The 20,510-nt window shown below is 66.7% G+C and carries 15 protein-coding genes and 1 pseudogene; 7 read left to right on the top strand and 9 right to left on the bottom strand.

The window, feature by feature from the left end; genetic code table 11:
* Both B0T44_RS28745 and B0T44_RS23240 read left to right on the top strand, forming a co-directional pair.
* On the top strand, positions 1 to 8,776 hold an 8,776-nt coding region (locus B0T44_RS28745; RefSeq protein ID WP_139348033.1), incomplete at its 5' end, for a type I polyketide synthase.
* Entirely contained in the window at positions 8,773 to 9,540 is a 768-nt protein-coding gene (locus B0T44_RS23240) for a thioesterase II family protein (RefSeq protein WP_077121758.1), read from the top strand. The genes B0T44_RS28745 and B0T44_RS23240, both read left to right, overlap by 4 nt.
* 128 nt (positions 9,541 to 9,668) lie before the next feature.
* Here the strand turns inward: B0T44_RS23240 and B0T44_RS23245 are convergent, their stop codons facing one another.
* The 5 genes and pseudogenes from B0T44_RS23245 to B0T44_RS28310 all read right to left on the bottom strand — a co-directional run.
* Entirely contained in the window at positions 9,669 to 10,550 is an 882-nt protein-coding gene (locus B0T44_RS23245; protein ID WP_175648156.1) for a TolB family protein, read from the bottom strand.
* A gap of 85 nt (positions 10,551 to 10,635) precedes the next feature.
* Positions 10,636 to 11,109, bottom strand: a complete 474-nt coding sequence (locus B0T44_RS23250; protein WP_077121762.1) for a peroxiredoxin family protein — start codon at positions 11,107 to 11,109, stop codon at positions 10,636 to 10,638.
* An 89-nt stretch (positions 11,110 to 11,198) separates the two neighbouring features.
* A complete protein-coding gene (locus tag B0T44_RS23255; RefSeq protein WP_077121788.1) occupies positions 11,199 to 11,735 on the bottom strand; it encodes an RNA polymerase sigma factor in 537 nt (178 codons plus the stop codon).
* A gap of 289 nt (positions 11,736 to 12,024) precedes the next feature.
* Positions 12,025 to 12,231, bottom strand: coding sequence for a hypothetical protein (locus tag B0T44_RS28305; protein WP_254854256.1), 207 nt, complete (start codon positions 12,229 to 12,231; stop codon positions 12,025 to 12,027).
* 74 nt (positions 12,232 to 12,305) lie between these two features.
* Positions 12,306 to 12,446 (bottom strand): annotated as a pseudogene (locus B0T44_RS28310) (serine hydrolase); the annotation flags it as partial.
* On the opposite strand from B0T44_RS28310, the gene B0T44_RS28315 reads away from it, so the two are divergent.
* From B0T44_RS28315 to B0T44_RS23285, 5 genes are all read left to right on the top strand, one after another.
* Positions 12,411 to 12,641 (top strand): hypothetical protein, encoded by a 231-nt coding sequence (locus B0T44_RS28315; protein WP_254854257.1) that lies wholly within the window; start codon positions 12,411 to 12,413, stop codon positions 12,639 to 12,641. The pseudogene B0T44_RS28310 and the gene B0T44_RS28315 overlap by 36 nt on opposite strands.
* Positions 12,642 to 13,035: 394 nt before the next feature.
* Positions 13,036 to 13,473, top strand: coding sequence for a DoxX family protein (locus B0T44_RS23265; RefSeq protein WP_077121764.1), 438 nt, complete (start codon positions 13,036 to 13,038; stop codon positions 13,471 to 13,473).
* A 384-nt stretch (positions 13,474 to 13,857) separates the two neighbouring features.
* Positions 13,858 to 14,100, top strand: a complete 243-nt coding sequence (locus B0T44_RS23275) for a helix-turn-helix domain-containing protein (RefSeq protein WP_077121769.1) — start codon at positions 13,858 to 13,860, stop codon at positions 14,098 to 14,100.
* A gap of 332 nt (positions 14,101 to 14,432) precedes the next feature.
* Positions 14,433 to 15,596: a 3-ketosteroid-9-alpha-monooxygenase, oxygenase component gene (locus B0T44_RS23280; protein ID WP_077121770.1), complete on the top strand. Its 1,164-nt coding sequence runs from the start codon at positions 14,433 to 14,435 to the stop codon at positions 15,594 to 15,596.
* 272 nt (positions 15,597 to 15,868) lie between these two features.
* Positions 15,869 to 17,491: an acyl-CoA synthetase gene (locus tag B0T44_RS23285; RefSeq protein WP_077121772.1), complete on the top strand. Its 1,623-nt coding sequence runs from the start codon at positions 15,869 to 15,871 to the stop codon at positions 17,489 to 17,491.
* A 47-nt stretch (positions 17,492 to 17,538) separates the two neighbouring features.
* Here the strand turns inward: B0T44_RS23285 and B0T44_RS23290 are convergent, their stop codons facing one another.
* The 4 genes from B0T44_RS23290 to B0T44_RS23305 all read right to left on the bottom strand — a co-directional run bounded on the left by B0T44_RS23290 (position 17,539) and on the right by B0T44_RS23305 (position 20,503).
* Positions 17,539 to 18,318 carry a thioesterase family protein gene (locus B0T44_RS23290; RefSeq protein WP_254854253.1) on the bottom strand — a complete coding sequence of 260 codons (780 nt, stop codon included), beginning with the start codon at positions 18,316 to 18,318 and terminating at the stop codon, positions 17,539 to 17,541.
* A gap of 234 nt (positions 18,319 to 18,552) precedes the next feature.
* Positions 18,553 to 19,554 carry a M56 family metallopeptidase gene (locus tag B0T44_RS23295; protein ID WP_077121776.1) on the bottom strand — a complete coding sequence of 334 codons (1,002 nt, stop codon included), beginning with the start codon at positions 19,552 to 19,554 and terminating at the stop codon, positions 18,553 to 18,555.
* The gene (locus tag B0T44_RS23300) at positions 19,551 to 19,940 is read right to left on the bottom strand and encodes a BlaI/MecI/CopY family transcriptional regulator (protein ID WP_077121778.1); all 390 of its coding nucleotides are present in this window, start codon (positions 19,938 to 19,940) and stop codon (positions 19,551 to 19,553) included. The genes B0T44_RS23295 and B0T44_RS23300 overlap by 4 nt, the downstream gene beginning before the upstream one ends.
* On the bottom strand, positions 19,937 to 20,503 hold the full coding sequence (locus B0T44_RS23305) for a hypothetical protein (protein WP_077121780.1): 567 nt from the start codon (positions 20,501 to 20,503) through the stop codon (positions 19,937 to 19,939). Before B0T44_RS23305 ends, B0T44_RS23300 begins: the two co-directional genes overlap by 4 nt.
* Positions 20,504 to 20,510: the final 7 nt, after the last annotated feature.

Below are 20,510 nucleotides of genomic sequence, written 5' to 3' on the forward strand. Positions count from 1 at the left end.
GCGGGATGGGCGGTGTAAGCCGTTTTCGGATGGTGCGGATGGGATCGGGTTGGCTGAGGGGGTGGGGGTGTTGGTGGTCGAGCCGTTGTCTCGGGCGCGGGAATTGGGGCATGAGGTGTTGGCGGTGGTGCGGGGGACCGCGGTGAATCAGGACGGGGCGTCGAATGGGCTCACCGCGCCGAATGGTCCGTCGCAGCAGCGGGTGATCGGTCGGGCGTTGGCGAGTGCTGGTGTGGGGGCGGGGGATGTGGATGTGGTGGAGGCGCATGGGACCGGGACGGTGTTGGGTGATCCGATCGAGGCGCAGGCGTTGATCGCCACCTATGGGCAGGATCGTTCTGCTGAGAATCCACTGTGGTTGGGGTCGATCAAATCCAATATCGGTCATACTCAGGCTGCGGCCGGGGTGGCTGGGGTGATCAAGATGGTGCAAGCCATGCGGCATGAGGTACTGCCACGCACCCTGCACGTGGATGCACCGACTCCACACGTGGACTGGTCGGCAGGCACAGTACGACTGCTCACCGAGCAACAACCATGGCCGCGCACCGCGGAACGCCCTCGACGAGCCGGTGTGTCGTCGTTCGGGATCAGCGGCACCAATGCTCACGTCATCCTCGAAGAAGCACCCGCCCCTGACCAGCCCGCGCAGCCGCCGGTACCGGACACCCCGGCGGGCGCCACCGCGTGGGTGATATCGGCACGCACCCGCACCAGCCTGTTCGCCCAGCTCACCCGGCTCACCGATTTCGTAGCCGGACACCCCGACCTGACCGCGAACGAGGTGGGTCGGGCCTTGGCCCGCCGCGCTCGGTTCGAACACCGCGCCGTCGTCATCGGTACCGATCGGGACCAGCTGCTGACACGATCGACCGCCTACCGCGACAGCGCCGGTCTCGGCGAGGAGATCGCGCTACCCGGCGTGGTGGAAGGCACCGCCCGCGGCACCGGGCGCATCGCGTTCGTATTCTCCGGCCAAGGGGCGCAATGGATCGGGATGGGACGCGAACTACTGGACAGTGCCCCGATATTCGACCAAGCCATCGAGGAATGCGCCGAAGTTCTCACACCGCTGGTGGATTGGTCGCTCCGCGACGTACTGCGCGCTGCCGACGACACCCACCCGGACCCTGCCGGATCGGCAGCTGCCGCGCTACTGCAGCGGGTGGACGTCGTACAGCCCGCACTGTTCGCGGTCATGATCGGGCTTGCCCGCTGGTGGCGCTCGCTCGGAGTCGAGCCGGACGCCGTGGCCGGACATTCCCAAGGCGAGATCGCCGCCGCTCATGTGGCGGGAGCGTTGACACTGGCCGACGCCGCCCGAATCGTCGTCGACCGCAGCCGGGTGATCGCCGACGAACTGGCAGGCACGGGCGCGATGGCCTCGGTGACGCTGCCCCCGAAGCAGGTGACGGCACGGCTGGGCGCTTTCGGCGACGAGTTGAGCATTGCCGCGGTCAACGGACCCGCATCGGTCGTGGTTTCCGGCACCACCACAGCCGTGCAGACCTTCCTGAGCGAATGCGCCGCTGCAGACGTCCGCGCCACCCGCGTACCCGTCGACTACGCCTCACACTCCGCTCAGGTCGATCGGCTGCGCGACCCGCTGCTGACAGCATTGCGCGGGATCACCCCGCGCCGCACCGAAATCGCCTTCTACTCGACCGTCACCGGCACCGCCGTCGACACCGAGACACTCGACGCCGACTACTGGTACCGCAACCTGCGCAGCCCCGTCCGGTTCGCCGACACCATCCGCGCACTGCACGAGACCGGGCACACCGTCTTCGTCGAAACGAGCCCGCACCCGGTGCTCACCCCCGGGATCGAGGCACTCCTCGAACCGGCCGATACACCAGCTCCCGCACGGACGCTCGAACCCCCGGCGGTCGTGGTGGGGTCCCTGCGGCGCGGTGACGGCGGTCTCGGGCGTCTCCTGGAATCGGCGGCCCGGCTCGACACGGCCGGTGTCGAAGTGGGCTGGTCCACGCTGTACGACGCGCACACCCGCCGGGTCCGGCTGCCCACCTACCCCTTCCAGCACGAGCACTACTGGCTGACACCGGCACCCGGCTCCAGCGGCTCCACCGCGCCCGCCCCGACCGCCGCTGCGCCGTTCAGCGTCCAGTCGTTCGGCGACGTGGCCGAACCCGGCGAACCGACGCTGGCGCGCAGACTGGCCGGGCAGGACGAGGCAGAACAGCTCACCACCGTGCTGACCGCGGTGCGCAGACAACTCGCCGTCGTCCTCGGCCACCCGACGCCCACCGCCGTCGACCCCGACCGCACCTTCCAAGACCTGGGGTTCGACTCCGTCAGCGCTGTGGAGGCACGAAACCGGTTGCACACCATCACCGGCCTCACCTTGCCCAGCACACTCGTGTTCGACCACCCCACGCCGCGAGCGGTGGCGGTCGAGATCCACCGGCTACTCACCGGCAGCAAACACGCGGAGGACGCACCCGCAATCCCCGTCTCCACCGCGGAGCCGATCGCGATCGTCGGCATCGGCTGCCGTTTCCCGGGCGGCGCGGCCCCTGACGCGCTGTGGCGGATGCTGCTCGACGGCCGCGACGCCATCGGACCGTTCCCCACCGACCGCGGCTGGGACCTCGACACCGCCACGGACGCATCCTTCGTTCGTGCGGGCGGTTTCCTCGACGACGCCGCCGATTTCGATGCCGGATTCTTCGGCATCAGCCCCCGCGAAGCGCTGGCCATGGACCCACAGCAGCGGCTGCTGCTGGAAACCGTCTGGGAAGCACTCGAACACGCGGGAATCGACCCGCTGACGCTGCGGGGCAGCGATACCGGTGTGTTCGTCGGCGTGACCAGTCAGGCCTACGGCGCAGCCACCAGTACCGATACCGATATCGCCGGTTACCGGCTCACCGGCATGCTGCCGAGCGTGGTCTCCGGGCGGGTCGCCTATGTGCTCGGCCTCGAAGGGCCCGCGGTGTCGGTGGACACGGCGTGCTCGTCGTCGTTGGTGGCGCTGCACCAGGCGGTACGGTCGCTGCGGACGGGGGAGTGTCGCGCGGCGCTGGTCGGCGGGGTCGCCGTCACCGCAACCCCGGCCGCGTTCGCAGAGTTCTCCCGGCAGGGCGGGCTCGCGCCCGACGGCCGCTGCAAAGCCTTCGCCGACTCCGCCGACGGTACCGGTTTCGCCGAGGGGGTGGGTGTGCTGGTGGTCGAGCCGCTCACGCGGGCGCGAGAACTCGACCATGAGGTGCTGGCAGTAGTGCGGGGGTCTGCGGTGAATCAGGACGGGGCATCGAACGGGTTGAGCGCGCCGAACGGTCCTTCACAGCAGCGGGTGATCCGCCGCGCCCTCGCAGACGCCGGACTGGAGCCGGACACCATCGACGCGGTCGAAGCCCACGGCACCGGCACCGTGCTCGGCGACCCCATCGAGGCCGGCGCCCTACTGGCCACCTACGGGCAGGACCGGGCCGCGGACCGGCCGCTGTGGCTGGGATCGATCAAATCCAACATCGGGCACGCGCAGGCGGCGGCCGGAGTGGCCGGTGTCATCAAAATGGTGCTGGCGCTGCGGCACGAAACCCTGCCCCGCACCCTGCACGTGGACCAGCCCACCCGGCAGGTGGACTGGGGCGGGGGCGCGGTGCGGTTGCTCACCGAGCAACGACCGTGGTCGGCGAACGGCCGCCCGCGCCGGGCCGGGGTGTCCTCCTTCGGGATCAGCGGGACCAACGCCCACGTCATTCTCGAGGAGGCACCGGCGACGGCCACCGGCCTGACCGAACCGGCGAGCCCACCGATAAGTGTGCTGTCGAGCCCGTTGGGAGGCGAGCTGTCGAACCCATCGATCGGTGGGTCGATAGATCAAACGGCCAGCGAAGCGGCAGACCAACCGGCCGGTGAATCAGTGAAAGTGCCGCTGGCATGGATCGTCTCAGCACGCAGCCGGGACGCGCTCGCTGCTCAAGCCGGCAGGTTGGAGGAGTTCGTACGGGATCGGCCGGAGACCGACCCCGCGGACATTGGTTGGTCGTTGCTGACCGGACGGGCTCGTTTCGACCACCGTGCGGTGGTACTCGGCCGAACCCGTACAGAACTGCTGAGCGGCTTGCACGGACTGGCAACCGGGACGCCGACAGCGGGTGTGCTGGCGGGCGCGGTCGCAGCACGCTCGAAGACGGTGTTCGTGTTCCCCGGTCAAGGCGGCGAATGGGCCGGGATGGGCCGGGAACTGCTCGCCGCATCGCCGGTGTTCGCTGCGACGATCGCCGAATGCGAGGCGGGGCTGGCGCCGTGGGTGGACTGGTCGCTGCGCGAGGTCCTGGCGGCACCGCCGGAGCAGGCCGGTCCGCTGCTGGCGCGCATCGAAGTGGTGCAGCCCGTGCTGTGCGCGGTGATGGTGGGCGTGGCGCGGGTATGGGAGACGTTGGGGGTACGCCCGGACGCCGTGGTGGGACATTCCCAAGGCGAAATCGCCGCAGCGTGCGTGGCCGGAGTGCTGACACCGGCCGAGGCGATGCGCCTGGTCGCGATCCGATCCCGGCTCTTCGCCGACGAGCTGGCCGACTCGGGGGCGATCGCGGCCGTCGCCTTGCCTGCCGCCGAGATCGAGCAGTACCTCACCAGGTTTCCCGCACTGTCGCTGGCAGCGGTGAACGGGCCCGCGGCGGTGTCGGTGTCCGGGCCCGCCGACGAACTCGCTCGTCTGGTGACGGCACTGACTTCCGCCGGGGTGCGCGCACGCGTGGTCGTCACCACGGTCGCCTCGCATGCGCCCGTAGTGGATCGAGTGCGGGAACAGCTCATTCAGCGGTTGTCCTCGATAGCGCCGCGGAACGGCGATATCCCGGTGTACTCGACTGTCACCGGCGGTGTGCTCGCGGGAACGGAGATGACCGCGACGTACTGGTTCCGCAATTGCCGCAACCCGGTGCTGTTCGAGCCGGCGGTGCGAGCGCTGCGTGCGGACGGGTTCGATGTGTTCGTGGAAACCGGCCCGCACCCGGTGCTCACACCCCATATCGACAACACCCTCGCGGAAACCGGTACCGCCGACGGCCTCGCGCCGCTGGTGGCCGACAGCCTGCACCGCGATCAGGGAACCCTGGACCGGTTGCTGGAGTCGGCGGCCCGACTGTACGTCGCAGGCGCACCGGTGGACTGGTCGTCGCTCTACACCGGAACCGATGCCCGGCGAGTACCGCTGCCCACGTACGCGTTCCAGCGCCGCCGCTACTGGCTCGACACGGTGCCGATGAGTACAGACATCTCCGCGGCAGGTTTGTCGCCAACCGGTCATCCCCTGCTGACCTCGCTGGTAGCTGACCCGGAGACCGGACGGTTGATTTTGACCGGCCAGCTGTCACTACACCGGCATCCGTGGCTGGCCGACCACGCCTTCGCCGGTGCCGCCCTGTTCCCTGGAACAGGATTCCTCGACCTGGCCCTGTGCGCAGGCGCCCGCGCCGGAACCCCGGCAGTGCGGGAACTGACCCTGCTCACACCCCTGCTGGTGTCCGCCGGGACAGGCCCACGGATCCAGGTGATCGTCGCGGCCGCCGACGAGACCGGCGCCCGGTCGGTGTCCATCTACTCGCAGTCCGGCGACGAACAGGCACTCCATGCCGAAGGTCGGCTCATACCCGACCATGCGAGCGAGCACGGCACCGTTACGGTCGCCTCGCACACCGCAGCGCGCCGACGCGACACAGCGACAGCTGGGTTGGCCATGCCGACAGCCGAACTCGAGATGGAGGTACCCATTCCGAACTCGGCGACCGCCGGGTTGGCCACATCTATGGTTGAGCCGGGTACTGAGTTCGGGGTGGCGGTGGAGCAGGCTGATGCGCAACAGGCATGGCCGCCGGTGGGTGCGGTGCCGGTGCCGGTGGTCGACCTGTACGACCGGATGGCCGAAGCGGGATACGGGTACGGTCCGCGGTTCCAAGGGCTGCGGGCGGTGTGGCGGCGCGGCGAGGACCTGTTCGCCGAGGTCGTGCTGCCGGACTGCGCGGCAGGAGCCGACGGATACCGAGTGCACCCAGCGGCGCTGGATGCGGTGCTGCATGCGATGGCGGCCGCCGTTGCCGATACCGGGTTCGCTGCCGATCCGGTTCTGCCTTTCGCCTGGGAGGAGGTGCGGGTATATCGGGCCGAAGCGACAACGCTGCGCGCCTGGATCACCACCACAGGCCGGGACAGCGCGGTAGCGCTGCACATCCGCGACCAGGCCGGCTGCCCCGTCGCCTCGATCGGGTCGCTGACGCTGCGGCCGGTCCGGGGCGACGCCGTACGGCAAACGTCGGTACAAACGATTCCGCTGCACACTCTCACCTGGCGTACGGCACCGTCTCGGCGGCTCTCGGGCCGTGTCGCGTACACGAACTGGCAGAGCGCCGTCGTCGACACCGAATGCCATGCCGATGTCGTCGTGTTGGACTGCCGCGCCCGTGGCACCGAGCCGGTCGCCGACACCCACAGCCTCACCGCGGAGGTGCTCTCGGCGCTGCAGCGATTCGGTACGGACCCGCGATTCGCGTCGGCGACGCTGTTGATACTCACCCGCGGCGCCGTCTCGGTCTCCGGTGAAGCAGTCACCGACCTGGCAGGTGCGGCGACGTGGGGACTGGTGCGTTCGGCCCAGTCCGAGGACCCCGGCCGCATTGTCGCCGTGGACCTGGACAGCGCTCCCGGGGGCGTCGGTGGTTCCGGGGCTTTCGGCGCTCCTGGTACCCCCGGGGATCTCGGGGTTATCGAGGAGATCGCCGCCGCGGCAGTGGCGGGGCGGGAGCCGCACCTGGCTGTGCGGGGCGGCGTACTGCATGTGGCGCGGGTGACCCGGGTTCCGCACATTTCGGTTTCCGCGTCGGAGGTGCCGGGGCTGTCGTCGGGTACGGTACTGGTCACCGGTGGTACCGGACGGTTGGGTGCGGAAGTGGCCCGCCACCTCGTGCGGTGCCACGGGGCCCGGTCGCTGCTGCTGGTCAGTCGCCGCGGCGGCGCGGCCGCGGGCACCGACCGATTGGTCGATGAGCTGACGAGCCACGGCGCGTCGGTGCGGGTCGCCGCCTGCGATGTCGGCGATCGCGTGGCGCTGGAGGAGTTGCTGGCTACGATTCCCGAGGACCGCCCGCTGAAAGGAGTGATACACGCGGCGATGCTGCTCGATGACGGCGTGGTGTCGGCGTTGACGCCTGCCCGGTTGGAGGCGGTGTTGGCGGCGAAGGCGGATGCGGCGTGGTACCTGCACGAGTTGACTCGAGGTCGGGATCTGGCGTTTTTTGTGATGTTCTCTTCAGCTGCAGGGGTTTTCGGTGCTCCAGGTCAGGGCAATTACGCGGCGGCGAATGCATTCTTGGATGGTCTTGCCACATACCGGCGTGCGCGGGGACTGCCCGCCACGTCTATCGCCTGGGGCTGGTGGGAATCGACCAGTGAGATGACCGCGCACCTCGCCGGGGCCGATGCGGCGCGGATGAGCCGCGCCGGCGTCGTACCGTTGACCGTCGACCAGGGCATGGCGCTGTTCGACGCCGCCATGCGCCAAGACCTGGCCGCGGTACTCGCCGTGCGGCTGCACCGGTCCAAGCTGGCAGCGCTCGCCGAGATGGTGCCCGCGCTGCGGGAGCTGGCGCCCGCCGCCACACAACCGGCGACGGTGGCCGACAATCCGGACCAACTGCGCGCGGAACTGACCGGCCTGGACGAGGCGGGGCAGGAACGGATGCTGCAACAGTTGATCGTTCGGCACGCGGCTGCCGTACTCGGCCATACCGACGCCGCCGACGTCGGTTCCGACTTCACCAGCGCCGGTTTCGATTCGCTGACCGCGATGGAGCTGCGCAACGCCCTGACCGCCGCCACCGGTGTGCAGCTGTCGCCGCTGGCGATCTTCGAACATCCCGGCCCAGCTCCTCTCGCCCGCTATCTGCGTGGACGACTCACGACGAAGACCGAGACCGGTGACACCGAGATCGCCGAATTGTTCCGGCACGCGCTGACCGCCGGGCAGGTGATGCAAGGATGTGAGCTGCTACGCGCCGCGGCCCGGCTGCGCCCGGTGTTCGAGCGCACCGGCGAACGATCGGGCACACCGGCCGGAGTCCGGCTCACCGACGGCGAGCACGGCCCGCATCTGGTGTTCATCTGCGCGCCCCTGTTCACCGGCCGCGCCGACCACTACGCCCGGATCGTGGCCGAGCTCGGGCCGGAGCACCGTATTTCGGCGGTGCCGCTGTCCGGGTTCGGCACCGGCGAGCCGCTCCCATCCGATGCGGATGCCGCGCTCACCTTGCTCACCGAGACGGTGCTGGAGCTGGTAGGAGACGAGCCGTTCGTCCTCATCGGCCATTCCTCCGGCGGCACCTTGGCGGCCGCGGTTGCGAAACGGTTGCCGGGGTCACGGCTCGACAGCCTGATCCTGCTGGACAGCTTCCTGATCGATACCGCGGACCCGGTGTTCGACGCACTCGTAGCGAAGGTTTTCGATATGGCGGCGACAGTCGGTGATTTCACCAGCACCAGCCTCACCGGGATGCTCACCTGGCTGGATCTGGTACCACAGGTCCAGGGCGGCGCGGCGGAAACGGACACATTGTTCGTCCAGTGCTCGACCCCGGTGTTCCAGACGACCGCACCCGGTGCGAACGAGCCCACACCGGTGCTGGCCCAGCCGTGGTCCTCCGCGCAAACCCTCGATGTGGTGGCGACCGACCACTTCTCCCTGTGCGGCGACGACGCCGGAAAGGCTGCCGAGGCCATCGAACGATGGCTGCGGCGAAAGGAGACACAATGAGCCCTGCCCAGCAGACCGGCGGCACTGCCTCACCGACCAGTGACTGGGTGCGCCGATACCATCCCCGTCCCGACCCGGCGGCACGTCTGGTGTGTCTGCCGCACGCCGGCGGCGCCGCCACCTACTTCCATCCGGTGTCGCGCATGATCGGGCCGACCCACGAGGTGCTCGCCATCCAATATCCCGGACGCCAGGAACGCCGCCTGGAGCCCTGTGTGGACAGCGTCACCGAGCTCGCCGACCTCGTTGCCGCTGAGCTGAAACCGTGGCTGAACCGGCCGCTGTACCTGTTCGGGCACAGTATGGGCGCCTCGGTCGCCTTCGAGGTGGCGCGCCGCCTCGAAGCCGACGGTACAGCGCCCGCAGCCCTGTTCGTGTCCGGTCGCCGAGCCCCCTCGCGGGTGCGTGACGAGGGGGTGCACCGGTTGGACGATGCGGGCCTGATCGCGGAGATCCGCCGCCTCGACGGCTCCGACACCCGAGTACTCGACGACGACGACATGCTGCGCGCCGTACTGCCCGCGATCCGCGCCGACTACAAGGCCGCCGAAACCTACCGCTGCCCTGAGGACGTGGTGGTGGGCGCACCGATCCACGCCCATCTCGGCCTCCAAGACCCACGGGTCCCCACCGAGGAAGCCCAAGCTTGGAACCTGCACACCACCGGCGCTTTCGAACTGACGACCTATCCCGGCGGACACTTCTACCTCAACCAGCAGGCGCCCGCACTGGTGCGAGCGATCGAGGCGGTCATGTCGGCCTGAACGACTATTCGGCATACGGTTCGTTGATGTGCCGTCGTGGCGACCGGTATCGATGAATCGATACCGGGGCGAGCGGTAGTGAGTCTATTGAGCTGCGATACTGCGGCGCCGGAAAGGCCGCTACGTGGTCAGGGAACGGTTTCTCCGCCCCAACTGGGGTGTTGCGCAGTTTGTTGTGGATCGGTGAGACGGTGCGGGTTGCTGCCGTCGCTGTTCATCTCCCAAATCTCGACCCCGTTATCCGATGTCGCTGGATCACGGGTGAAACGGGTGAAGAGGATCGTGTCGTCCGAGGTGAACGACGGGTGCCCTGTGTGGTCGTCGGTGAGTGGTCGGACGTGTTCGCCGTCGAGGTCCATCATGTAGATTTCCGACCGGTCCTTCCCGCCCCGGTTGCTGGTGAACACGATCCCGGCTCCGTCCGGGGTGAAGACCGCCTCGGAATTGAAATACCCATCCGTCAGCAGCTGCCGTTGGCCGGTTCCGTCGGAGGCCATCGTCCAGATCGTGTCGGCTCTGGTGAACACGATCGTCGCACCATCCGGCGAGAACGCGGGATGGTGCGACGAGGTCAGGTCGCGGCCGGAAGTGGGGCCGGGGGTGGTGAGTTGCTTCAGCTGGCTGCCGTCGGCATTCATCACGTAGATGACGCCGCCGCGAACGAAAGCGATCCGGGTGCCGTCGGGGGAAAACGTGGGCTGGTAGCCGCCATCAGCGAGTTTCACGATATTGCTGCCATCTGGATCCATTGCCGAGATCGAACGACCACCGACCACGATCTTCGAACCATCGGCGGCAAAACTCGGATCGCCGCCGTCGGCAATCCGGGTGACCCCGGTGCCATCGGGATTCATCACGAAAACCGACTGCCAGTCGTCGGCGAAGGCGATCTTCGCCGGACGAGGCGACTGCTCACCATCCCCACCGCAGCTGACGAGCAGCCCCGACAACGCAACGGTGATGAAGACGGCGACCCAGCTCGTGGGAACCCGGCTACGCATGCTCGACATGTCCAGCATCATCCCTGGACTTACCTCGCAAACCTCACCGACCCCGGGGATTCCGGCTACCGGGCTTACCGATCCCGGCTGTGCGTCACGGGCTTGTGCGGCTACGCATGGAGTGGATGGCCGCGATAATGCCTTTCTTGTCGTAGCTGTTGGTAGGCAGGGTGGCGCCGTGGGCGTGGCGGATGATGCCATCGGGGTCGACGAGGATGGTGCCGGACTGCTGCATCGAGCCGAAGACTTTGCGGGTCAGGCCGACCGACTCGTGCGGGGTGCCGGTCGAGCCGACCAGAACGGGGAACGGGATGCCGTGTTCGGTCTTCCACGCCGAGCCGGCGTCGCGCCCCTCGGGCACCACGATGAGGACACCGATGTTGTCGGTGTCGAACTCGTTTCGGCGCGCGACGAGATCACGAACATGCCGGTTGCAGATCGGGCACGACGTCGACCGCATGAAATACAGCAGTGCGCTGTGCACGCTGCGGTAGTCGGACAGACGCCGAACCTGCCCGTCGGTGTCTTCGAATTCCATTTCCGGCGCGAGGGTTCCGGGTGTGAGCATGGCGGGACTTCCCTTCGATTCAGGAGGACGGTAGTTGTGCTTGCGATGGACGGCCGCAGGGACGCTGCCGTGCCCGGCGGCGGTGGAGGCTACGGGTTGTGGCTGAGGCTGTGCCGGATTGCGGCGCGTGCGCGGTGCAACTGCGATTTCATTGCCGCAGTGCTCAAGCCGAGCGCATCGGCTGTCACACGCCCGGGATAGCCGAGCACATCGCGCATGATCAGAACTCGGCGCTGAAGATCGGGCAGCGCAGCGATCGTCTGTGTGAGCTGGTCGGCGTCGAGCCGGCGTAAGACTTCGTCCTCGGCGGAGGCGACGACGTCGGTAGCGGCGGCGGTCTGCTGCCCGCGGTCGAGCAGGTACCGAGCGCGGCGCAGACATTCGTTGCGAACGATGCGGAACATCCACGATGCGAGGGCTGTTGTGGCGCGCAGAGTCCCGATCTTGCGATACAGGATGATCAAAGCCTCTTGCGCGGCGTCTTCGGCGTCGTCGGGGGAGGCGCACAAGTGTTGCGCGAAGCGCCGCACATGCGGACGGGCCCCGTACACGATCGCGGAGATCGCCTCCCGGTCACCACGCTGGGCCGCTTCCACGAGCTGTTCACCGGCCCACCCACGTTCCATGCCACCCACCTCCCCGACGGTCCGATGCGGTGGCCGGTGATTGCGCTGGGTATAGGGCTGCACAGATGCCGAGTGCGGTCCTTCTCGGTTCGATTGACACAACCATAAGAGTGTCTCCGCCCGAGAAAGGATTCGAACCAAAGAGAAATCCCCTCCCGGGATCGCTGACCTACCGTGCGGTCCCGCATTACGGGATGTTCGCGTCATCGAGTGGGGGCGTCGGCGCCACCGGTATCACGGCCGCTCGAGCAGTTGGCCGCCGCGGTCAGGAGGGCGTCAAGACCGTTCGTCACACGACCTGGGTGCGGGTGCCGGAGAGAATGGGGTGCTCGCCGAATTGGCGGTGGTAGCCGATCAGCTCCTCGGCCTGCGTGCCGAGCAATGACACGGCGACGGTGTCATGGAACAGGTGGGGCTGGTCGTCGACGACCAAGTGGGCGGCGCGGGCTGCGTCACCCGGGGTGCTGCCGCGCAGTTCTGCGGTGTGTTCCCGCATCCGGTGCAGTCGGTGGGGGCGAATTCGGGGACATACCGCCGCACCGGCGCCTCCAGCTCCACTCGCCCCTCGGCGACCAGCCGCATCAACGCGGTAGCGGTGAACGTCTTGCTGACGGACCCGACCACGAACATCGTGTCCCGGTCCACCGGAAGCGGATTGTCCACACTCGTCACCCCGTGGCACGCGAAATCTTCTCGACCGCCGGTCAACACCCCGACGGCGACACCCGGCAGGCCCAGCTTCTCGGCTTCGGCCGCGTCGAAATCCGTCAATTGTTGCGCTATCTCGTTCATGCCACCATGCTCGAACCCTACCCTTGGGGCAAGGTCAAGCCCTCATCCGAAACTCGCCGACCGCACGACCGATCCGATCCGGATTCCGACGCCCTCGGGGTGTCTCATCGATGAACGTTCGCGAGATACTCGCGAACGCAGACCGTTACCGCCCCGGCGGGCAGTTGGTGTTCCCTCCAGTGCCCGCTACTGGGGTCGGCCCTGGAGTGCGTTGGCTCCACTCCGCAAGGTACTGCTGATTCCTGGCGAGCTGGCCGCGGTGACCCGTCTCCCGCATTCCTCTCACCCTGCTGTCCGCATGGCGTAACACGTCCAGCGTTCGATCCGCCCACGAATGCTGGTCGAAGCTCGTTGACTGACGGTCTTGCCTCGGGCCAGGACAACCAAACCGGTGGTTGAACAGCGGTTCCGAAAAAACTTCGCGGACAGCGATGAGTTCTCGGAGGGTGCCCCGTCCTATCTGTTGAACGCGCTACCAACCCGGCGCGACTGACCAGAAGGACCAGAAATGACCACCGCCAACCCCTCCGCCAACTTCTCCGCTGATGTCACCGATCGTCCTGGCAAGATCCGCAACCGCGTCCTGTGGGCCTTGCAGATCCTGCTCGGCCTGTTCTTCATCATCGCCTCCGGCGGGCCGAAGCTGGTGATCCCGAACACCCTGACGGACAACGCCTCCGAGAATCTGGCCATCCCTTTCGGGCTGCTCATCTTCATCGGAGTCGTCGAGGTCGCGGGCGGTATCGGCCTGATGGTGCCACGACTGTCCGCCCTGGCTGCTGCGGGGCTGTCCGTGCTGACCGTGCTCGCCGCCGGGACGCAGGCTTTCATCGCCGACAAGCCCTCGATGGGGATCTTCCCGCTGGTGCTCGCTGCGATCTTCGCCTGGATCGCCTACGAACGCCGCGCCACCATCACCGATCTGCGCAACATGCTCTCGCGATGACAAATCCATAGGCACGACCGGCGATCGGTGGTCCACCCACCGATCGCCGGTCGTGCGTTCTCGGATCGGTCGCTTGTCGGGTTGGCGGCGATCGATCCAGCGGCCATCTGGTGCGGCGCCCCGGTCCGGGCACTGCACCAGATGGCCGCCGTCGCGTCCGGGCGTACAACGACTCACCTACATCGGCATACGTCACAGATCGCGATCGACTAGGAGGTCGGCACCAGTGCGTCCCAGAACCTGCCGGCTATGGCCGGATGGGCCTTGTTCCGGCGCTGTCTCCTGATGAATGGGACGTCGCCGTCACCTACGCGGCATTTTCGGCAAAAATGCCGTGTGCGTGGTACCGGCGGCGATCGACGGTGACTATCCCGAGGAGGAGATATGGCCGCGTCGATCTCGATTGATACTCGCGGTCCCATACAGCCTCCGGCTTCCTGTATCGGGCGCGTCGCAGGCGTCGTCGAGGCCATTCGCGGGCGGGACGCGGCTGTCACCCTCACCGATATCGCCGACCGCACCGGATTGCCCCGATCCACTGTGCACCGGATGCTGGAGCAGATGGTGACGGTGGGCTGGGTGCGTCGACGCGGCCTGCGCTACGTCATCGGCCCCGCCCTCCAGTGAAACGACGCCCACTGCGAGATCTCACGATGGCCGCCCCCCGACGCTGGCTTGATCTGGTGGAACAAACAAGATGTTCCAACCCATCCCAGGCATGCGCATCCGGGCACCGCCCCGGCTCGCAACCCGGCAGTCGCAGTCACTGCAGACCTGCTGCACCGAGTCGTTCGAACAGAGGTGAACGCACCTGATCTCGCCCTATCTGAGAACAGCGCCGGTCTCGTTTTCGCTGAGTGGAAATCGGCCCGATGGTCGGGATGAAGTCGCACGCGGCCTCTGGTGGCCGGACAGACTGACATGCACAGACCGACTCGGCATCCAGTAGGAGTTCAAAGATGACAGCTACTTCAAAACCTGATGAGGTCCGGACCATTGATTCCGGCCAGAATCCGACACGTTTCGCACGTGGGTGGCACTGCCTCGGCGTGGCCAGAGCGTTCCAAGATGGGCAGCCGCATGAAATCAAGGCATTCGGTACGACCCTCGTCGTGTTCATGTCCGAGTCCGATGGAAAGCTCAATGTTCTCGACGCCTACTGCAGGCATATGGGCGGCAACCTCGCCCACGGTACGGTCAAGGGTGACTCGATTGCCTGTCCGTTCCACGACTGGCGATGGGGCGGCAACGGCAGGTGTACCGCAATCCCCTACGCGCGCAGAGTTCCGCCCCTTGCACGTACGCGCGCGTGGGTCACGCTCGAACGCAACGGTTTGCTGTTCGTCTGGAACGATCCCCAAGGCAACCCGCCGCCCGACAACGTCACGATCCCGCACATCAACGGGTACGGGTCGAGCGAGTGGACCGAATGGAGCTGGAACTCCACGCTCATCGAAGGAAGCAATTGCCGTGAGGTGATCGACAATCTGGTGGACATGGCTCACTTCTTCTATGTCCACTACAACATGCCCACATACTTCAAGAACGTCTTCGAAGGGCAAGTCGCTACCCAGTACATGGGGAGCGTTCCTCGCCGCGATGTCACTGCAGGCACGACATACGACGGTGACACCGAACTCGACTCGTGGGCCTCGTATTACGGCCCCTCGTTCATGATGAACGGCCAGAAGCTGATGGTGGAAGGCCAGGAGATCGAGGGCATGTTGATCAACTGTCATTATCCAGTCACTCCCGACTCGTTCGTCCTGCAATACGGCGCGATCGTGAAGAAGAGGCCGGACGTTCCGGACGATATTGCTCAGCAGACGGCCACGGCATTCGCCGACAGTCTGGAAACCGTCTTCCTGCAGGACGTGCCGATCTGGAGGCACAAGACCCGCATCGATAACCCGCTTCTGTGCGAAGAGGACGGTCCCGTCTACCAGCTACGGCGCTGGTATCAGCAATTCTATGTCGACGTCGAGGACATCACCCCGGACATGACCAACCGCTATGAATTCGAGGTCGATGTCACCCGCGCGGTGCAGGCGTGGGAGGCAGAAGTCGCCGATAACATCGCCCAAGGCCGGACATTGGACATGTCGGGTGCCAACAACGCGTGAGGCACAGCGGCGACTCCAATGCTGTCTCGGGGTGACCAGGGCGTCTTCGGCCACCCCGAGGTCCGCCCCGCGAGACCAGTCAATTGGTGTACCCGATCCCGGGCGACAAGCCGGTTGAGGTTGGAGTGCAGGTGGTGTTGCGGAGTGTCACGACATCCCGCCCCCACCATCGGCGGCGTGAAGGCAGGCCAACGGACCAGTTGAACGCCAAGTTTCATCACTGAACTCGCCAATCCGTTACCAAGAACTGGAACACGTTCTATCTTGCTGATATGGCTTTCAACGTCGCTGATCTTCTCGAGCACGCGGTGGACGCGGTGCCCGATCGCATCGCAATCATTTGTGGAGACCGACAGGTCACCTTCCGGGAGATGGACGAGCGCGCCAACCGGTTAGCGCACCATCTCGCCTCGCGCGGTGTCGGCAAGGGGGACCACGTCGGCATCTATTCGCGCAACTCGATCGAAGCACTCGAGACGATGATCGCGACGTACAAATTGCGCGCCATCTCGGTCAGCGTGAACTATCGTTACACCGCCGAAGAGGTCCGCTATATCGTCGACAATGCCGATCTGGTGGCACTCGTCCACGAGCGGCGATTCGCCGACATCGTCGCCGAGGTACTGCCGCAGACACCGAAGTTGGCCGATGTGGTTGTGGTCGAGGATGGTTCGGACTCCGACTACAGCCGCTACCGGGGTGTGGAGTACAACGCGGCAATCGCCGCACAGTCTCCGGAGCGGGATTTCGAACAGCGCAGCTCCGACGATATCTACATTCTGTATACCGGCGGCACGACAGGCTTCCCCAAAGGCGTGATGTGGCGGCACGAGGACGTGTGGCGCACGCTCGGTGGCGGCATCAACCACGTCACCGGCGAATACGTCAAGGACGAGTGGGAACTATCCGAGCAGGCCAAGCAGTCGCCGGCCGGCCTGGTGATGGCCCCGCTGTCTCCGCTGATCCACGGCGCGGCCCAGTGGGCGGCGTTCATCGGCCTGAATTCCGGCGGCACTATCGTTTTCGTGCCGCAGTTCGATCCCGACGAAGTATGGCGGACAGTCGAAAGACACCGAGTCAACGTACTCACCGTGGTCGGCGATGCGATGGCCAAGCCATTGCTCGACGCATACAAGGCAGGCGACTACGACACCTCGTCGCTGTGGTCGTTCAGCAGCCACGCCGCGCTGTTCTCGCAGTCGCTCAAGCAGGAATATCTCGAGCTTTTCCCTAACCTGTTCATCACCGATGTGATCGGCTCGTCGGAAAGCGGTGGCACCGGTTTGGGTGTGGTAACCAAGGACTCCGACCACTCCCAGGGGCCACGAGTGAAATTCAGTGCCCAGGCCGCGCTGATCGACGACGAGGGCAACATCGTCGAGCCCAAGCCCGGTGCGGTCGGCCGGATGGCCCGCACCGGACATGTGCCGATCGGCTACTACAAGGACCCGGAAAAGACCAAGACAATCTTCGTCGAAGTCGACGGCAAGCGCTACGTCGTACCGGGCGACTACGCTCGCTACGAGGAGGACGGCACCGTCACCCTGCTCGGCCGCGGCTCCGAATGCATCAACACCGGCGGTGAGAAGGTGTTCCCCGAAGAGGTCGAGGGCGCCCTCAAATCGCACCCGGATGTCTTCGATGCCCTGGTCATCGGCATCAAGGACGAGCGCTATGGCCAGGCCGTGGCCGCCGTGGTCCAACCCCGCCCGGGAGCCACTCTGGACCTGGCCCACGTAGACGCGCACGCACGAACCAAAGTTGCCGGCTACAAGGCACCTCGCAGCTACTGGATCGTCGACCGGATGATGCGCCAACCCAGCGGCAAAGCCAACTACCCGGCAGCCAAAAAATACGCCGCCGAGCACGCAGATCTGGCGAAGCCACCCCGCTGACCGAGTTACCGCAGGTAGCTGCGCACTATCTCACTTGGTTCAACCGATCACAGCGGTTCGCCTGCGAGTTCGGCACTCGTGGTGCCTGCGAAATCGATGTGGCGACGAGCGTTGGCCAGGGTGGTCACCACGCAGGTACCGACCGGGCCAGTGCGATCGTAGAGGGTGGCGGAGCCGATGGAGATGCCCGCCGAGGCGATGGTGTTGTCGGCGCGCAGGCCGAGTTCGTCACCGATGGGGAGCCTGGAAAGGGTCACTGTCACATCGGCATTGATATAGCCGGCGCCTTCAGAGCCCCAGTGACACACGAGGTTTGTGGAGTCGCCGAAGATCGCGGCCCGTTGGAACGAGGTGATCGGTTCCCCAGCGACCAGCGGCGGCAAGCTCTGCCAGAGGATTTTGCGTTCAGCGTTCTGGCTCGCCTCGAAGTCTCCGGTCCAGTCACGGTCGCCGGTTTTGAACAACGGTGGTGATCCGTCGGGCGACACGCACACTTCCGCGGGCATCGGCAACTCCTCCTCCGGGCTCCACACCTGCCCCGGCGGCTCTTCCCCGACGGGCAGGAACACCACCGATGCCCGGGCTCGTTCCTGCCCGTCCTGGCGCAGGGACGCGTCGGCGACGGTGATCCGCGGACCCTGGCGCACCACGACGCTGCGGATATCGAACTCGCCGTTGGCCACCGGCTGATACAGATCCACCGTCAGGCGTGCCGGGACGAACCCGTCGGGGCATCGGCCCTCTAGCTCACGAGCGAGCAAACCACACACGCCCGTCCCGCTCAGCTGGGTCGGTGTCCACGGGCTGATCGCCAACCGCTCAGCCACGAGCTGATTGCCTCGCTCAACGAAGAAACTCACCATCGGTATTCGCTTCCCCTCCGGGTCTACTGGCGAAGACAACAGAAGTGGAACACGTTACAGGTTTGGGGGGAGTTCGCGCGGCAAGTTGGCGGCGCAACAGTTGCCTCGAGGACACCGGCCCGCGCAATATGCGAGAGCCGATCGGTGCTCCGAGTCCGAACGCGGGGAATTACGTCGAAGAAACGACCTTGGTTCGTACTATGTGGGGAGGGGGCATCCGGCGAGGGCGGCGTACACGTAAGGTCCGTGGATCGCGGCTGCTACCACGGTGAACGCGGACAACTGGAGAGCTAGAAGCGCAGTCGGCAGCGCGGCGACGCCGGTGGTGGCGGGAGCGACGAGGTGGCGTATGCGGTCGGGACCGGCGGCGTGGAGAACAGGGCTGTCGAGCCCGGCCTCGGTGGGCAGCGTGATCCCGGTTTCCGGGGTGCCGAGTTTGAGTAGCGCGCCGGCCAGCGCGGGAGTTCCGGTGTGGCGCCGGGCGGCGTTGTCAGCAGCGATTTCCAGGTAGTGCGGAAGCGTGTCGGCGATCGCGGCCGCCAAGGGCACCCACCGCAGTGGCCAGACCAGTCCGGCGAGGAGCGCCAAGACGAGGTGGTGGCGTTGCCGTAGATGGGCGTGTTCGTGTTCCAGGACCGCGGCGAGCTCGACGGGCTCCAGGGCAGCGAGAAGTCCATCGGAAACGACGATCCCGCCGGACCGCTGCGGGAGAGAGAAGACGACGGGGTTCGCATCCTGGATGAGCAGAACAGCGTGCCCGGCGATGTGGGTTCGGCGCGCTCGCGCGACAACAGCTCGGGCGACCGAGAGGGTGGCGCGGTGGCGACACAGCCATCGATGCGCGCTCACGACGAGAAGGAGCAGCAGCACGAGACCAGGAAGAACCAGGAGCAGTACGACGGGAATCCCGGTCTCGATCGTGGTGGACGGGGCGAAGGGACTGGCCGCGTCGAGGCAGCGTTGGCATATATCGGCCGCTGGTGCGGGCAGGACGGACGGGCCGGTGACCGTCCATGCGAGCGTCAAACACAAGGCTGCGGCTGTCAGAAGCCAGAGCAGTAGGCTGCCGCCGAGTAGCAGCACCGTCAGCCGCGGCACGCGCATCAGAACCGGAGCGGCTGCGCGCAGCAACCAGGGGCCGGCGACCGCGGTGGCGCCGAGGGCGGCGGCGAGCAGCAGCGGGAGGACCATCGCGCTCATGCGGGATCACCGCGGCGGTTGAGGTAGTCACGCAGGAGTTGCACGTCGCTCGGGTCGATGGCGTCGATGAAGTGCAGGATGGACGCGGCGCGATCGTCGGTGCTCGACAACGCCTGCTCCATGATCTGCGCTGCGTGCATCTCGCGGGTGTGCCGGGGGGCATAATGTACCGACCGGTCGCGTCGTTCGGGCGTGACGAGGTGCTTGCGTTCCAGGTTCGCCAGGACGGTGGCAATGGTCGTGTACGCGGGGTCGGTGTCCAGCCGGGTGATCACCTGCCGGATGGTGAGGGGCCCGTGATCCCACAGCACGTCCATGACCTGCTGTTCCAGCGCCCCCAGCCGTACCGGGTCGAATCGCCGCTCGGGTCGCCGCCGGAAGGTCATGGCATCGCCACCTTTCGCGGGGCCTGCGTCGAGCAGGCGACCTGGCCGCGCAGACGCCCCATCACGGCGTAGGTGGACAGGACGAGCGCTACGGCGGCCAGCACGGGCTGGAAGGGTGCGAACCAGGTCAGTGCTCCGGTGTAACCCAGGGCCAGTAGGGCGACTTTGTTGCAGACCGGGCAGCCCACCGCGAACCAGGCCAGCATCCCGGCGATCCCACCGATGCGTGCGCTCCGGATTCCGGACTCATCGTCCACGTTCGGTGCGGCCGGTTCCGCGGCATCCGGCGGCGCGGTCCTGCTGGGGCGGATGTAGGTGGCGACTAGGGTCCCGGTAAGAATCGAGGTGGCGATCCACACCGGGTAGTTCCAGGGCATCGGGGGGACATCGCGGCCGAAGACCGGGTTCGGGATCAGCACGGTGGCGACACCGACGACGACGCCGACGATCACGGCCGCTATGGCAGCGCCGATCACCTGCCTCGGTCCCCATCCGCGCAGTGCGCGTAGCGCCATGCCTGCGGACAGCCTCTGCTGGGCCGCCGAGCGTTCGATGCGACTCATGGCTCTA

It is taken from the genome of Nocardia donostiensis (assembly GCF_002081715.1).
In the GTDB taxonomy this organism is placed as follows: domain Bacteria; phylum Actinomycetota; class Actinomycetes; order Mycobacteriales; family Mycobacteriaceae; genus Nocardia; species Nocardia donostiensis.

Coding starts and splice junctions, on each gene's coding strand:
- B0T44_RS23240 (WP_077121758.1), top strand. CDS start 8,773: ATGAGCCCTGCCCAGCAGACCGGCGGCACTGCCTCACCGACCAGTGAC.
- B0T44_RS23245 (WP_175648156.1), bottom strand. CDS start 10,550: ATGTCGAGCATGCGTAGCCGGGTTCCCACGAGCTGGGTCGCCGTCTTC.
- B0T44_RS23250 (WP_077121762.1), bottom strand. CDS start 11,109: ATGCTCACACCCGGAACCCTCGCGCCGGAAATGGAATTCGAAGACACC.
- B0T44_RS23255 (WP_077121788.1), bottom strand. CDS start 11,735: ATGGAACGTGGGTGGGCCGGTGAACAGCTCGTGGAAGCGGCCCAGCGT.
- B0T44_RS28305 (WP_254854256.1), bottom strand. CDS start 12,231: ATGCGGGAACACACCGCAGAACTGCGCGGCAGCACCCCGGGTGACGCA.
- B0T44_RS23265 (WP_077121764.1), top strand. CDS start 13,036: ATGACCACCGCCAACCCCTCCGCCAACTTCTCCGCTGATGTCACCGAT.
- B0T44_RS23275 (WP_077121769.1), top strand. CDS start 13,858: ATGGCCGCGTCGATCTCGATTGATACTCGCGGTCCCATACAGCCTCCG.
- B0T44_RS23280 (WP_077121770.1), top strand. CDS start 14,433: ATGACAGCTACTTCAAAACCTGATGAGGTCCGGACCATTGATTCCGGC.
- B0T44_RS23285 (WP_077121772.1), top strand. CDS start 15,869: ATGGCTTTCAACGTCGCTGATCTTCTCGAGCACGCGGTGGACGCGGTG.
- B0T44_RS23295 (WP_077121776.1), bottom strand. CDS start 19,554: ATGAGCGCGATGGTCCTCCCGCTGCTGCTCGCCGCCGCCCTCGGCGCC.
- B0T44_RS23300 (WP_077121778.1), bottom strand. CDS start 19,940: ATGACCTTCCGGCGGCGACCCGAGCGGCGATTCGACCCGGTACGGCTG.
- B0T44_RS23305 (WP_077121780.1), bottom strand. CDS start 20,503: ATGAGTCGCATCGAACGCTCGGCGGCCCAGCAGAGGCTGTCCGCAGGC.